Source organism: Kitasatospora sp. NPDC127067 (assembly GCF_042724755.1).
In the GTDB taxonomy this organism is placed as follows: Bacteria; Actinomycetota; Actinomycetes; order Streptomycetales; family Streptomycetaceae; genus Kitasatospora; species Kitasatospora lactacystinica.
The window spans coordinates 18,822-32,660 of sequence record NZ_JBHXEM010000046.1 but is presented as its reverse complement, the minus strand read 5'-3'; the positions used below and the strand labels follow the sequence as shown (position 1 = coordinate 32,660).

Sequence of the window (13,839 nt, the reverse complement as noted above, 5' to 3'; positions counted from 1 at the left end):
GTGGGTCCGGACATTGTGCAACTGCCCTGCCGAATACCGGGGGTGCCGGTCTCCATCCGTTTGGAAATACGGCAGGATGTGCGGACGATGCGGAACGGACTGGTACAGCTCGGCGCCTGGGCGGCGGCCACCGGGGCGGCGGTGGCGCTGTCCTGGCTCGGCGTGCACGCGGTGCTGACCGGCGCCGCGTTCGAGCAGCCCACGGCGATCGCGCTGCCCTCCCCGAAGGCCGAGGGCACGCCGCACTCCGCGCCCGCCACGCCGGACCAGCCGCGCTCCACCGCACCGTCCACGACCCCTTCCCCGGCGGCCTCCCCGACCACCACCGCCGCCACCGCCCCGCACGGCCCGGCTCCCGCCACCACCGCCGCGTCGCCCGGCCGCCGGCCCGCCCCCACCGCCACCGCGACGTCCACGGTGAAGAGCTACCCGATCCCCGGCGGCAAGGTCGCACTGGACCTGAAGCCGGACCGGGCCACCCTGGTGTCCGCCGCCCCGGACCCGGGCTGGCAGATGCAGGTGTGGACCGACGGACAGTGGCTGCGGGTCGACTTCACCCGCGGCGACGAGGCCAACTCGGTCTTCGCCTCCTGGAACGGCCACGCGCCGATCGTGGAGACGGTGGTCCGCTGACGCGCGGACCCCGACAGCCCGTCACCCCGTCAGGCGACGGGCGGCGGCACCGCCGGCCGTCGCACCGCGAGCGGTCGGACAGCGGACGGTCGCACGGCGGGCGCCGTCAGAAGCCGTCGCACGGCACGTACCCCGGCAGGTACGGCCCCACGTACCCCGCCCGGTCCACCAGCGTGTGCCTGGTCCCGCCCGGCACGCCGATGGTGGCCAGCACCACCGCGCCGTAGTCGTCCCGCGCCTCGTAGGGCTCGGTCAGCGACAGCGCGCCCCGGTCCACCGCGTAGTCGTAGGCGTAGTAGACGTCCGGCACGCTCACCGTGAGGTCCAGCACCCCGTCCCCGTACCGGTCGAGGTACGCGGTCAGCTCCCGGCCACGCGGGCCGGTGGTCCGCACCGGGGAGGTGAGCACGATCCGCGTCCCCGGCGCGGCGAGCACGTACGAGAGGGTTTCCGGGTCCCCGGTCCGCGGCCCGGCGTACGCGGTACAGCGCAGCCCGAGCGCGGCGCAGTAGCGGCGGGCCGCCCGCTCGGCGTCGGCGACCGCGAAGACCACCGCGTCGGCGCGGCCCATCGGCAGCGGCCCCTCCTCCGCGGGGTCCGGTACGAGGCCGGCCCCGAACAGGACGGGTTCGGCGGCGGTGTCGGTCATGACTGCCCTCCCGGTATGCGTACGGACCATCCTGGCCGTCCCGGGCACCGGGGGTGGGGCCCTGCGCACGGGGGTGTGGCTGGAGGGTGGCGCCGGTCCGACCTGCGCGCAACTGTTCCGTTTCCTCCTGGTCAAGCTGTGCCCCGGAACGGGAGAATCGGCCGCGCCGCTGTACAGAATGCCCACCACAGGACGGTGCCGTCGATGCCCCCCGCTCACGTCCCGAGCTCCCCCGGCTCGCCCAACTCCGCCGCTCCGCAGGGATCTTCCTCCGCTCCGCAGGGGTCTTCCGCCGCCGCGCAAGGCCCGTCCGCCGCCCCGGCGGGCAGCACCAACGACACCATCGACCTCCTGGACGGCCGGCTGATCCGGCTGCTCGCCGAGGAGCCCCGGATCGGGGTGCTGGAGTGCTCGCGCCGGCTGCAGGTCGCCCGGGGCACCGTGCAGGCCCGGCTGGACCGGCTCCAGGCCAAGGGCGTGATCGGCGGTTTCGGCCCGGAGGTGGACCCGGCGGCGATCGGCTACCCGGTGACGGCCTTCGCCACGCTGGAGATCTCCCAGGGCCAGGGCGCGGACGTGCGGGCGCACCTGGCGAGCGTGCCGGAGGTGCTGGAACTGCACACCATCACCGGGATCGGGGACATGCTGGTGCGGATCGTGGCCCGGTCCAACGCCGATCTGCAGCGGGTGATCGACCGGGTGCTGGGCTTCGACGGGATCGTCCGCTCGTCCACGGCGATCGTGCTGGAGAACCCGGTGCCGTACCGGATCCTGCCGCTGGTCGACCAGGCCGCCGCCGAGTAGGCGGATCGGATCGGTCCGACGCGCCGATTCGGGCATATGCGTGAGGCGCCGACGGCCCCAAGATTTCTATATGAACGTTCTACTACCTCTCGCGCCGCCCTCCGGTCCGCTGATACCCGCGGCAGCCGCGCCCCGCGCCGGGTCGGCCCCGGCATGACGAACGCGGTCGCGGCCGTCGGTACCGCCCCCACCCTCATCGCCTCCGCCCAGCGCGCCCTGCGCCTGCTGGAGGCGGCCGCCCGCTACCCCAAGGGCGCCACCGCCAAGCAGCTCGCCCGGGACACCGATCTCGCCCTGGGCACCGCCTACCACCTGCTGCGCACCCTGGTGCACGACCACTACCTGGAACGCCGCAGCGGGCTCTACCGGACCGGCCCCGCGGTCGCCGGGCTGATCCGGGACGACGGCCCGGCGACCGGCCGGGCCCGGCTCCGGACGCTGCTGGGCGTGCTCGCCGACGAACTGTCCGCCGCCGTCTACTTCACCTGGTACCGGCACGGCGAGGTGGAACTGGTCGAGGCCGCCGAGGCCCCCGGCGCGCCGCTGGTCGACCGGCACGACTTCCGGGCCGGCGCGCACGCCCACGCGGCCGGCAAGACCCTGCTGGCCCTGATGACGGCCGAGGAGCGCCGGGCCCACCTGGCCCGCTACCCGATGGTGCCGTTCACCCCGTTCACCCTGCGGGACCCGGCCTGCCTGCCGCTGCTGCCGCGCCAGGGCCCGCGGCGGGCCGTCCCGATCACCCAGTTCCAGGAGTACGCGCTCGGCACGGCGGGTGCGGCGGTGCCGGTCGTCGCGGGCACCGGCATCGGCGCGATCTCGGTCTCCCTGCCGATGGCCCAGGCCCACCGGCTGGCCGGGATCGCCGCCCGGCTGAGCACCCGGGTGGGCGAGGACTTCGCCGAGATGGCCTTCGGGGTCTGACCCCGCCGACCGGGCCGGCCCCGTGCGGGAGGGGCGGCGCCCGGTCAGCAGGAGGGGACGCTGCCGCCGCTCCTCAGCGCCTGGAGGGCGGAGACCGACTCGGCGAGGGTGCCGACCGGCACCAGGCGCAGCGACGCCGGGGTGTTCACCTTGGCGTCCGCGCACTCGTCCTTGGGCAGCAGGAACACCGTCGCGCCGTCCCGGGCGGCCGCCTGCGTCTTCAGGGGGACGCCGCCGACCGGGCCGACGGTGCCGTCCTTGTCGATGGTGCCGGTGCCGGCGACGGTGAGCCCGCCGGTGAGGTCGCCGCCCTTGCCGTCGCCGGCCAGCTTGTCGACGATGCCCAGCGCCAGCATCTGGCCGGCGCTCGGCCCGCCGACCTCGCCCAGGTCGACCTTGACCTTCACCTGGTCCGGCGACAGGTGGAGGTAGCCCAGCGCGGCCGCGGTGGCGGCGTCCTGCGACTCGGCCATCTGCTGGGCCGTCGCCTCGTCGGCCTTCACCGGGTTGCTCTCCGGGTAGACCGTCTCGGTCGGGCGCACCGCCTCCTCGGGGTCGAACCACGCCTGCAGCGAGCGCCAGAAGGTGTTCTTCTGCCCCGCGTTGGTCGCCGTGATGGTGACCATCCGCAGCTCGCCCTCGGTGGTGCGCAGCGGCGCCCCGGTGATGGTGAGCACCGGCTTGCCCTGGAACGAGCCCAGCGTGTCCGCGGTCAGGCCCGGCCAGGTGAGGGTGTACGGCAGCGGAACGAAGGCGGCCACGCCGAACAGCGCGGCGACCAGCACCCCGCACAGCGCGAGCGCGCGGGTCCGCGGGGTGGTGAGGGCCTTGGGGAGCTTGGTGTCGGACACAAGGGGAATCCAAACACACCCGACACCGTGTGCGGGCGCTACCTCAGGGCGTCGGCCACCTCGGTCGCCGCCTCGACCACCCGGGGGCCGACCCGTTCGGGCACCATGCCGTTCAGCATCACCACGCCGACGCTGCCCTCGATGCCGCTCAGCCCGACCAGTGCGGCGGCCGCCCCGCTCGCCCCGGACTGCTCCTCCGCACGGGTGATGACGAAGCCCTGCTCGGGCCTGCGCTGGCTGGGGAAGGTGCGCGCCTCCAGGATCGCCCGGCCGGCCGCGCTCTCGGTGAGCGGGTGGCGCAGGCCCGTCCGGTAGGCGACGTGGAAGTCGGTCCAGCTGGGCTCGACCACGGCGACGGCCAGCGCCTCGTTGCCGTCCACCAGGGTCAGGTGGGCGGTGGCGCCGAGGTCCTCGGCGAGGCTGCGCAGGGCCGGCAGCGCGGCCTCGCGCAGCAGCGGGTGCACCCGGTGCGCGAGGCGCAGCACGCCGAGGCCCACCCGGGCGCGCCCGCCGATGTCCCGGCGGACCAGGCCGTGCTGTTCCAGGGTGGCCAGCAGCCGGTAGACCACCGTCCGGTTGACGGCCAGCCGGGCGGCCAGCTCGGTCACGGTGAGCCCTCGCTCGGAGTCGGCGAGGAGCTTGAGGACCCGGACGCCGCGGTCCAGGGTCTGGGAGGTCTCGGCAGTCACGACGGGCAATCCTTTCCGCGGCGCTCGCAGGGCGGGCGGCGCCGTTCCAAGGTCGGTGTCGCGCGCAGGTGGGGGTGGCCGCGCTCGGGCCGCACGGCGTCGTCCTTGACGCGCACGGCCCCGCGACGCCGTCCCGCGGGGGTTGCCCGGCGGAAGAGCGTGGGGGAAAGGTAGTGAAGGAAATGACGCGACGGAAGTGGTTGTCCAAAATTCGGGCGTGATCAACTTCAACACTGGCTCAAATTCCGGACAAACCCCCGCGATTCGCCGGGTGCGTCGGGGTGCGGGAGCGCCCCCGGTCCGATGACCGGACGCGCCCCCGGTCCGCCGGCCGGGCGCGCTCGCGGCTCCGCTACTTGGCCCACTCCCGGATCTTCGCGATCCGCGCGTTGAGCTGGTTGACGGTGGCCTGCGCGGTGAGCGGCCCGCCGCACTGGCGGCGCAGCTCGTTGTGGATGGTGCCGTGCGGCTGGCTGGTGCGGTGGTGCCAGGCGGCGACCAGTGCGTTCAGCTCCTTGCGCAGCTCCCGCAGTTCCTGGTGGGTGACCACCGGCCGCTGCTCGGCCGGCAGCTCCAGCAGGTCGGCCTCCTCGGCGGGCTTGGTCTTGCTGCGCTGGATCTGCCGGTGCTGGCGCTTCTGGAGCAGCATCTGCACCTGGTCCGGCTCCAGCAGGCCCGGGATGCCGAGGTAGTCCTCCTCCTCCTCGCTCCCCGGGTGGGCCTGCATGCCGAACTCCATGGCGTTGTACAGCACCCGGTCGAAGACCGCGTCGGAGCCCAGCGCCTCGTAGGAGAACTCCTCGCCGCCGGCGCCGTCCGGCCCGTCGTTGGCCCGTTCGGCCTCGGCGAGCAGCCGGTCCTCCTCGTCGAAGAGGCCCTCGCCCTCCTTCTTCGGCCGGTCCAGCACGTGGTCGCGCTGGAGCTCCATCTCGTTGGCGAAGCCCAGCAGCAGCGGGATGGTCGGCAGGAACACGGAGGCGGTCTCGCCGCGCTTGCGGGCGCGCACGAAGCGGCCGACGGCCTGGGCGAAGAACAGCGGGGTGGAGATCGAGGTCGCGTACACCCCGACGCTGAGCCGGGGCACGTCGACGCCCTCGGACACCATGCGGACGGCGACCATCCAGCGCGAGGTCCCCTCCGCGAAGTCGGAGATCCGCTTGGACGCCTCGGCCTCGTCCGAGAGCACCAGGGTGACCTTCTCCCCGCTGATCTCGCGCAGCATCTTGGCGTAGGCCCGGGCCACGTTCTGGTCGGTGGCGATGACCAGCCCGCCGGCGTCCGGGATCGCCTTGCGGACCTCGGTGAGGCGCCGGTCGGCGGCCTGGAGCACGGCCGGGATCCACTCGCCCTGCGGGGACAGCGCGGTGCGCCAGGCCTGGGCGATCAGGTCCTTGGTCATCGGCTCGCCGAGTCGGGCCTCCAGCTCGTCGCCGGACTTGGTGCGCCAGCGCATGTTGCCGCTGTAGCTGAGGAAGATGACCGGGCGGACGACGTGGTCGGCCAGCGCGTGCCCGTAGCCGTAGGTGTAGTCGGCGACGGACTTGCGGATGCCGTCGCCGCCCGCCTCGTACGCCACGAACGGGATCGGGTTGGTGTCGGAGCGGAACGGCGTACCGGTCAGCGCCAGTCGGCGGGTGGCCGGCTCGAAGGCCTCGAAGCAGGCCTCGCCCCAGGACTTGGAGTCACCGGCGTGGTGGATCTCGTCCATGATCACGAGGGTCTTGCGGGCCTCGGTCCGGTTGCGGTGCAGCATCGGGTTGACCCCGACGCCCGCGTAGGTGACCACGATGCCGTGGTACTCCCGGGACAGCGGCCCGGAGGAGTACGCCGGGTCCAGCTTGATGCCTATCCGCGCGGCGGCCTCGGCCCACTGCTTCTTCAGGTGCTCGGTCGGCGCGACGACGGTCACCTGCTGCACCAGGTGGTTGTGCAGCAGGTACGAGGCCAGGGTGAGCGCGAAGGTGGTCTTGCCTGCGCCCGGGGTGGCGACCGCGAGGAAGTCGCGCGGCTGCGTCTCGATGTACTTGTCCAGCGCGCCCTGCTGCCAGGCCCGCAGCCTGCCCGCGGTGCCCCACGGGGCGCGGCCGGGGAAGGCCGGGGAGAGGTGGTGCGAACCGGCGGGCGCGCCATGGCCGGCGGATCGGGCGGGCGCCTGCGACTCCGGTGCGTCGGAGAACAGCGGCATCGAGGAGGCGGCGGCAGTACTCACGGTCTCCGAGGGGGGATCATCGCAGGTCAGAGGCGGTTTAGCGGCCTCGCCCCGCGGTCGGGCGGCGATCGGGCAACCCGCCCAGCGTACCGGGTCCGGCGCCGTTCGGGCCTCCGGGCGAGGCGCCGCGCCCGGCCCGCGCGGCCGGAAATCGATGTGACCCGGATCACATCCGATATCTCGTGAAACCCGGTAATCGCCACCCGTCCCGGGACTCTCACCAGGGTGAGGCCGCACCGACCCCACCTGCCGCACCGCGGCCTCGCACCGAACCGAAGGGACCCACCCGTGCGCACCGTCGAAGAGCCCGTCCAGGCCCGTCTGATCCTCTCCCCCCACCGCTCGGTCCGGCTGCGGGTGGTGCTCTCCTACCTGCCGGAGGACCCGCTGGCCGTCCGGATGGCCTTCCCCGCCGAGTTCTCGCTGGACGAGCCCGCCGAACGCCGGGGCTCCGAGGACATCGTCTGGATCTTCGCGCGCCAGCTGCTCTCGGCCGGCATCGAGCTGCCGGCCGGCGTCGGCGACGTCCACGTCCGGCCCGCGGTCGGCCGGCGCACCATGGTCGAGCTGCGGGCCCCCGAGGGCACCGCGCTGCTCCAGTTCGACACGACCGACCTGCGCCGCTTCCTGTGGCGCAGCCGGCTGCTCGTCCCCGAGGGCGAGGAGCACCTGCACCTGGACGCCGACCGCGCGCTCGCCCAGCTGCTCGGCTGACGGGCGGCGGCGTCCGGAAGCGCCCCCGCGCTTCCGGCCACCCGCGTCCGTCGGCGGCAACCCGGGTCCGGGGCCCGGGAAGCCCGTGCGGTCGCCCGCCCGCCCCGGGGCGGATCAGCTCGAGAGCTTGCGCATCAGCCGGACGCCCTGGGCCGCCGTCAGGTGCGGCAGGTACGCCTTGCCGATCGCCCGGGTGATGCCGGGCAGCGCGGCCGGGTCGGGGTACGCCATGTACATCGGCCGGTACTCCGGCTGGAACTTCGCCTTGAAGGCCAGCAGCGAGCGGAAGCCGTACACCGGCTCCAGCACCTTGCCCATCCAGTCCAGCATCCGCTGCAGCCCGGTGGGCTCCTCGTCCTGCCCGGTGCGGGCCAGCGGCGCGCCCGACAGCGACAGGAAGCGCGCGCCCTCCTCCTTGAAGCCGAGCGCGGCCGAGGCGATCAGGAACTCGCTGACGCCGCGGAAGCCGTCCGAGCGCCGGCGCATGAAGTCCAGCGTCCAGCCGACCGGCACGCCGTCCTCGTACACCGGCATCCAGCTGGTCAGCCCGTGCAGCACCCGCTGCTCGTCCACCGCGATCAGCACCCGCACGTCCGGGTCGTCCAGCTCCGCCAGCCCGCCGAGCGTGAAGCCCATCTCCGGCAGGCCCTTCTCGGAGACCCACTCCTCGGAGATCGCCCGGATCTGCTCCCGCAGGGCGAGCGGCGCCTCGTGGTACGCCCACCACTCCGCGGAGATGCCCTGCTTGCCGGCCTTGTTGAGGGCGGTGCGGATGTCCTGCCACTTGCGGCCGGTGAAGGCCAGCTCGGGCAGCGGCACCACGGTGTCCTCGGCGACCTGCAGCGAGCGCCAGCCGAGCTGCGCGGCGGCGTCCCTGGTCTCGCCGCAGACGCTGTAGAAGCACGGCGTCCAGCCGCGCGCGTCGCAGTACCGGGCGAAGCCGGCCACCGCCCCGGCGCGGTCCTCCGGCGCGCCGAACGGGTCGCCGGTGGTCAGCGCGACGGTGCCCACCACCCGGTAGGCGACGGCCGCCCGGCCCTGCTCGTCGAACCAGTAGTGGTTGCCGTCCCAGGTGGCGATGAACGAGAGCGTCCCGCCGCCGTGCTCGGTCAGCAGCGCCCGCGCCCGGCCGGCCGCCGCCGCGTCGGTGTGCAGCACCGGACGGCGGAAGACGGAGAGCAGCACGGCCAGCGCGACCGCCCAGAACGCCAGCCCGCAGTACGTCTCCAGGAAGCGCGCCACCGGCCCGACCGCGATCGGGTAGTCCGGCAGCAGGTCGTTGTACGCGGGCGGCAGGAACTGGGCCGGCAGCCCGGCCACCAGCCGGCGGGCGGTCGCCCCCGGCTCGAACTCCCCGGCCGCCAGCCGCCCGACCCCCACGTAGGTGGCCGCGGAGGCGAGCGCCGCGCCGCCGAGCACCAGGGCCAGCCGGCGCACCGAGCTGCCGGACAGCCGCAGCGGGAAGCGCTTGCGGGTGGCCACCAGCAGGGCGGTGGTCAGCAGCGGCAGCAGCAGCGCCTCGACGAAGTACTGCACCACGTCCCGGCTCACCGGCCCGGCGTCCAGGTACAGCCAGCACAGCAGCGCCGCCCAGAGCAGCTCGGTGGCCACGGTGACCAGCCAGGCCAGCCGCAGCCCCCGGCGCAGCCCCTCGGCGAGCACCAGCAGCAGCGCCGGGAAGAGCGCGGCCATCATCCGGCCCGGGGTGTCGAAGATCCGGACGACGGCGTGCGCGCGGGCGCAGTCGTGCGCCGACAGCGCGCAGAAGTCGGCGACCTCGTCCGGGCTGAGCCGGTGCGAGAAGTACAGCTCGGAGAAGGTGTTGAACGGTCCGCTGGCGTTGTCGTACAGCGAGGCGAGCAGCGGCCCGAAGGCGGCGGCGACCAGGCAGAGCGCGACCAGCACCCGGGTCTCGGAGTGCGAGGAGCGGTGCGTGCGCAGGTGCGGGCGGCCCCGGCTGACCAGCGCGCCCAGGCCGAGCCCGGCCAGCGCCGCGGCGCACCGCTGGACGCTCTGCAGGTGGCCCACGTACAGCGTCATCACCAGCGGGACGAGCAGCACCAGCAGGTGCAGCCGGCGGCGCCAGAGCACGGTGAGCCGGTACCCGAGCACCCCCGCCAGCGCGAACACGCCGACGCCGGGGCCGACCGAGATCTGGTCGGCCACCGAGGCGGTCCACTGCTCCCCCGCCGAGGAGCCGAAGGCGACCAGCCCGGTGCCCAGCAGGGTGCCGACGACCTGCCCGCCGACCAGCACCGCGAGGGTGCGCGGCCGCCCGAGCCGGTGCTCGGCGGCCGGACCGACCAGGAGCAGCAGCAGGCTGGTGAACACGTACGAGCCGCTGCCGGAGCACCAGAACATCGAGGTGACCGGCGTCCACCAGTGGCCCTCGGCCAGCGTGGGCAGGCCGATCCCGGCCCGGTCCAGCAGCCGCTCGGACGGGCCGTGGCCCAGGCTCCCGGTGGCCGCGCCGAGCAGCCAGAGCCCGGCCAGCAGGGTCAGCGTCAGCGGCGCCGAGCGCAGCCGGGAGCCGAGCGCCCTGGCCGCCCGCCGGACCCGCTGCGGGCGCGGCTCCGCGGTGCGGGTGACCGGGGCCCGGTCGGTGCCGCGCTCGGCCGTGCGCTCCGCGTCCGGCCCCGGCTTGCGCTGCTCGCCGACGGTGGCCAGCGCGGTCCCCGCCCCGGTCACCGCGTCAGCCCGGTCTGCTGGGCGAGCCACGGGAGCTGCTGGACGATGCCGGGGCGGAAGACGACCCAGCCGTGGCCGCCCGGCATCAGGTCGAACTTGGACTTCATTCCGGCCGCCTGCGCGGCCCGGTAGACCTTCTCCATCTGCGGTCTGAACTCCTCGTCGGTCTCGCCGACGACCAACGCGACGTTGGTGTCCGGGAATTTCCTGCGGGCCATCACCTGGAGCGGATCGACCGCGTCGAACTTCTTCTCGTCACCGCCGAAGGCGGCCTTGACGGTCTGTTCCCGGCTGCCCAGGGTCGGTTCCTCCTGCCCGGACATGTCGAGGACGGTGCCGTACACGTCGGACGCGTTGACGCCGAGCTGGAGCGCGCAGGTGCCGCCCATCGAGGCGCCCCCGATCGCCCACGCGGTGCGGCCGGTCGCGGCCTGGAGGTTCTGGTGGACCCAGTCCGGCACGTCCACGGCCAGGTACGTCTGGGTCTTGGCGATCTTGGAGTCGAGGCAGAGCGTGTTGGCCCAGGTGGAGCCGAGCTGATCGGGCATCACCACGATCGGCGCGAGGCCGCCGTGGTCCGCGGCGAAGGCGTCCAGCGCCTCGTTGATCTGCGCGGAGAGCACCCAGTCCCCCGGAACGCCGGGCTGGCCGGTGATCATCACGACCACCGGCAGCAGCGGCCGCGGGGTGGCCTGGTAGGCGGGCGGGAGGTAGACGTACGCGTCGCGGGCCTTGAAGCCCGACTTGGTGCCGGGGATCGGCACCACCGAGACGGTGCCCTTCTCGGGCAGGTCCGCCGGGGGCTTCCAGACCTCCTCCAGCGACTTGCCGGGCGGGGCGCTCATGGTCTGGCCCGCCTTGGTGGCGACCAGCCCGTCGGTCCTGGTCAGCCAGGGCGCCAGCATCACGCGCCCGCTCGGGAACTGGCCGAAGCCGATGTTGACCTCGGAGGAGGACATCAGCAGCACCAGGCCGCTCAGGCCCAGCGCGAGCCCCCGGCGCCGCCAGGTGAGCCGGCGCAGCCGGTAGCCGACCAGGCAGAGCCCGAGCAGGGCGACGGCTATCCACCAGGTGACGTACCGGGGAGTGCCCTCGGGGAAGGGGTGCCACCAGCCGTCGACCACCACGTCCAGCAGCCAGCTGAGCGCGGCCGCGGTGAACAGTGCGGCGGGTAGGCGGACCCGCCACCAGCTGCGGCCGCGGCCGATGGCTAGCGCGAACAGCGCAGCCCAGCCTGCCGCCAGCACGGCGTGCGGGATCAGGCCCTCGGTGAGCGGCCAGTCGATCGGGTTCCAGCGGGAGGCAAGGGTCAGCGTGGTCATGCGGCTTTGCCCGGCGGGGTGGTGTCGGCCAGGAAACCGTAGGCGACGACGTTGCCGTCGTAGCCGTGTTCCTCACTGTACGAACCGCCGCAGGTGATGACCCGCAGCTGTGCGTCAGCGGCCTGACGATAGACCCGGTCGTCCGGGAAGTCCTTTCGGTCGTGCACTTCGATGGCGTAGAGCTGGTAGACGGCGGTGGCGCCGTCCGCCCGGGCGATCTCGATCCGGTCCCCCCGACGGAGCGCGCCCAGATGATAGAAGACCGCGGGGCCGGCCTTGTTGTCGACGTGTCCTGCCAGGATCGCGGTGCCGCGCTGGCCGGGGCTGGCCCCGCCGCGGTACCAGCCCGCCAGGTTGCGGTCCGCCTCGGGCGGGGTCTGGAGACGGCCGGCGCCGTCCAGCCCGAGCGCGGTGACCGGGGCGTCCAGCCGCACCGCCGGGATGCGGATCCGGGTCGGCGCGGACGGGCCGAGCGGCGGCACGATCGAGACCGGCGCGATCCCGGCCTGGGCCTGACCGGCCCCCGGCGCGGGCGGCAGCGACGAGCCTCCGTCGTGCAGCAGCCAGGCACCGAGGACCAGCGCGGCGCCGGCCGCCAGGGTGCCCGGCCACGGGCCCCTGCTCTGCTGGACGCCCATGGGCGCTCCCCTCTGCCGACGGAACCCCGCTTCCTGGGAGTTTCCTGGGAACAATTCAACCGGAACGGACTGTAAGGCACGTCCATACGACGGTCGTACTGGCACCCGCCGATCGGCAGGGCGGACGGCCTCTTTTCTGCGCCGCGTGGGCGCCCGGTCGCGGAGCGCGACGACCGCCCCCCGCGCACGATCGCCGCGGGTGCACGCCCGACACGAGCTACCGACGGTTCAACGGACCCGATCGGTTGCGTCGTTCGAGCGATCACTCACGAGCTCGCGCTGCGCCTCTTCGACCGGCCCCGCCCTCGTGCCATGCTGACCCGGTTACGGGTTGTATCACCCACTTGTCCGACCGGACTCCGCACTCCCGCACGCCGCCCGCCCGCCCCACGAACGGAGTGACCATGGAAGCCCTCTCACGCCGCACCCTGCTGACGGCCGGCGCCGCCACCGCCGCCACCCTGGCGGCCGGGTGCGGCAGCAACCACGCCACCGGCGAGGAGCGGGCGACCGGCAGCACCGCGCCGGCCACCGGAGCGGCCGACGAGCAGGGCGCCACTCCGGCCCCGGCCCCGCTCCCCCGGCCGCAGCCGGTCCTGATCGGTGACGGCTCCACCTCGGACACCGGCGCCCAGCCGCACCAGCCCGTCCCCGACCGGCTGCAGCCCGGCCAGCGCCCGCCGCAGTTCGTGGTCTTCTCCTGGGACGGCGCCGGCGAGCTCGACAACGGCCTGTTCGCCCGCTTCCGCCGGCTGGCCCGGGATCACGACGCGAAGATGACCTTCTTCCTCAGCGGCCTCTACCTGCTGCCCGAGTCCAAGAAGGACCTCTACCGCCCGCCGCAGCACAAGGTCGGCGCCTCCGACATCGGCTACCTGAGCGACCAGCACATCCGCGACACCCTGGAGAACGTGCACGCGGCCTGGCTGGAGGGCCACGAGATCGGGACCCACTTCAACGGCCACTTCTGCGGCTCCACGGGCGTCGGCGCGTGGTCCCCGGAGGAGTGGGACAGCGAGATCCAGCAGGCGATGGACTTCGTGACGAACTGGCGCACCAACACCGGCTTCACCGACCTGCCCGCGCTGCCCTTCGACTACCGCAAGGAACTGATCGGCAGCCGCACCCCCTGCCTGGAGGGCCAGCGCAACCTGCTGCCCACCGCGGTCAGGCGCGGCTGGCGCTACGACAGCAGCGGCAACGGCACCCAGGTGTGGCCGCAGAAGATCCAGGGCGGCGCGCTGTGGGACCTCCCGCTGCAGTCCATCCCGTTCCCCGGGCACACCTTCCAGGTGCTCTCGATGGACTACAACATCATGTACAACCAGTGCGGCCCCAACACCAAGGCCGACCCGGCGCTCCACCCCGGCTTCCAGACCCAGGCCCGCGACGCCTACCTGATGGGGTTCGACCGCACCTACAACGGCAACCGGGCGCCGTACGTCATCGGCAACCACTTCGAGGAGTGGAACGGCGGCATCTACATGAACGCCGTCGAGGACGTCCTCAGGACCATCGCGGACAAGCCGGAGGTCCGGCTGGTCTCCTTCCGGCAGCTGGTCGACTGGCTGGACGCCCAGGACCCGGCGGTGCTGCGCAAGCTCCAGACCCTCGCCCCGGGGCAGTCCCCGGCCGGCGGCTGGGAGGCCTTCCTCGGCGCCCCGGCGGGGGCCGGGGCCCCCGCCACGGCCCCCGCCGGCGCCACCGCCGGCTGACCG

General features: G+C 73.9%; 12 protein-coding genes. 5 read left to right on the top strand and 7 right to left on the bottom strand.

The window, feature by feature from the left end:
• The first annotated feature begins 87 nt into the window (after nt 1-87).
• Nucleotides 88-633: a hypothetical protein gene (locus tag ACFWJ4_RS19820; RefSeq protein WP_380545584.1), complete on the top strand. Its 546-nt coding sequence runs from the start codon at nt 88-90 to the stop codon at nt 631-633.
• A gap of 106 nt (nt 634-739) precedes the next feature.
• On the opposite strand, the gene ACFWJ4_RS19815 is transcribed toward ACFWJ4_RS19820, so the two are convergent.
• The gene (locus ACFWJ4_RS19815) at nt 740-1,282 is read right to left on the bottom strand and encodes a VOC family protein (RefSeq protein ID WP_380351918.1); all 543 of its coding nucleotides are present in this window, start codon (nt 1,280-1,282) and stop codon (nt 740-742) included.
• 342 nt (nt 1,283-1,624) lie between these two features.
• Here ACFWJ4_RS19815 and ACFWJ4_RS19810 point away from each other — a divergent pair, with 342 nt between their 5' ends.
• The gene (locus tag ACFWJ4_RS19810) at nt 1,625-2,086 is read left to right on the top strand and encodes an Lrp/AsnC family transcriptional regulator (protein WP_359904275.1); all 462 of its coding nucleotides are present in this window, start codon (nt 1,625-1,627) and stop codon (nt 2,084-2,086) included.
• Nucleotides 2,087-2,239: 153 nt separating this feature from the next.
• Nucleotides 2,240-3,010 carry a helix-turn-helix domain-containing protein gene (locus ACFWJ4_RS19805; protein WP_380545582.1) on the top strand — a complete coding sequence of 257 codons (771 nt, stop codon included), beginning with the start codon at nt 2,240-2,242 and terminating at the stop codon, nt 3,008-3,010.
• A 44-nt stretch (nt 3,011-3,054) separates the two neighbouring features.
• On the opposite strand, the gene ACFWJ4_RS19800 is transcribed toward ACFWJ4_RS19805, so the two are convergent.
• The 3 genes from ACFWJ4_RS19800 to ACFWJ4_RS19790 form a co-directional block, all read right to left on the bottom strand.
• The gene (locus ACFWJ4_RS19800; RefSeq protein WP_380545580.1) at nt 3,055-3,861 is read right to left on the bottom strand and encodes a S16 family serine protease; all 807 of its coding nucleotides are present in this window, start codon (nt 3,859-3,861) and stop codon (nt 3,055-3,057) included.
• Between the two features lie 38 nt (nt 3,862-3,899).
• On the bottom strand, nt 3,900-4,550 hold the full coding sequence (locus ACFWJ4_RS19795) for an IclR family transcriptional regulator (protein ID WP_049654777.1): 651 nt from the start codon (nt 4,548-4,550) through the stop codon (nt 3,900-3,902).
• A gap of 352 nt (nt 4,551-4,902) precedes the next feature.
• Nucleotides 4,903-6,735, bottom strand: a complete 1,833-nt coding sequence (locus ACFWJ4_RS19790; RefSeq protein ID WP_380545623.1) for a DEAD/DEAH box helicase — start codon at nt 6,733-6,735, stop codon at nt 4,903-4,905.
• Between the two features lie 312 nt (nt 6,736-7,047).
• Here ACFWJ4_RS19790 and ACFWJ4_RS19785 point away from each other — a divergent pair, with 312 nt between their 5' ends.
• Nucleotides 7,048-7,473 (top strand): SsgA family sporulation/cell division regulator, encoded by a 426-nt coding sequence (locus ACFWJ4_RS19785; protein ID WP_380545578.1) that lies wholly within the window; start codon nt 7,048-7,050, stop codon nt 7,471-7,473.
• A gap of 114 nt (nt 7,474-7,587) precedes the next feature.
• On the opposite strand, the gene ACFWJ4_RS19780 is transcribed toward ACFWJ4_RS19785, so the two are convergent.
• Genes ACFWJ4_RS19780 through ACFWJ4_RS19770 form a run of 3 tightly spaced genes read right to left on the bottom strand, consistent with a single transcriptional unit; the run spans nt 7,588 to nt 12,121 of the window.
• Entirely contained in the window at nt 7,588-10,191 is a 2,604-nt protein-coding gene (locus tag ACFWJ4_RS19780) for a rhomboid family intramembrane serine protease (protein ID WP_380545576.1), read from the bottom strand.
• Entirely contained in the window at nt 10,158-11,483 is a 1,326-nt protein-coding gene (locus ACFWJ4_RS19775; protein WP_380545574.1) for an alpha/beta hydrolase, read from the bottom strand. Before ACFWJ4_RS19775 ends, ACFWJ4_RS19780 begins: the two co-directional genes overlap by 34 nt.
• Entirely contained in the window at nt 11,480-12,121 is a 642-nt protein-coding gene (locus ACFWJ4_RS19770; protein WP_380351913.1) for a class F sortase, read from the bottom strand. Before ACFWJ4_RS19770 ends, ACFWJ4_RS19775 begins: the two co-directional genes overlap by 4 nt.
• Nucleotides 12,122-12,525: 404 nt before the next feature.
• Between ACFWJ4_RS19770 and ACFWJ4_RS19765 the strand changes: the two genes are divergently transcribed.
• Nucleotides 12,526-13,836: a hypothetical protein gene (locus ACFWJ4_RS19765; protein ID WP_380545572.1), complete on the top strand. Its 1,311-nt coding sequence runs from the start codon at nt 12,526-12,528 to the stop codon at nt 13,834-13,836.
• Nucleotides 13,837-13,839 lie beyond the last annotated feature (3 nt).

Excerpts from the sequence above, each read along its gene's own strand:
- ACFWJ4_RS19820 (WP_380545584.1), top strand. The coding sequence starts at position 88 with ATGCGGAACGGACTGGTACAGCTCGGCGCCTGGGCGGCGGCCACCGGG.
- ACFWJ4_RS19815 (WP_380351918.1), bottom strand. The coding sequence starts at position 1,282 with ATGACCGACACCGCCGCCGAACCCGTCCTGTTCGGGGCCGGCCTCGTA.
- ACFWJ4_RS19805 (WP_380545582.1), top strand. The coding sequence starts at position 2,240 with ATGACGAACGCGGTCGCGGCCGTCGGTACCGCCCCCACCCTCATCGCC.
- ACFWJ4_RS19790 (WP_380545623.1), bottom strand. The coding sequence starts at position 6,735 with ATGCCGCTGTTCTCCGACGCACCGGAGTCGCAGGCGCCCGCCCGATCC.
- ACFWJ4_RS19775 (WP_380545574.1), bottom strand. The coding sequence starts at position 11,483 with ATGACCACGCTGACCCTTGCCTCCCGCTGGAACCCGATCGACTGGCCG.
- ACFWJ4_RS19770 (WP_380351913.1), bottom strand. The coding sequence starts at position 12,121 with ATGGGCGTCCAGCAGAGCAGGGGCCCGTGGCCGGGCACCCTGGCGGCC.
- ACFWJ4_RS19765 (WP_380545572.1), top strand. The coding sequence starts at position 12,526 with ATGGAAGCCCTCTCACGCCGCACCCTGCTGACGGCCGGCGCCGCCACC.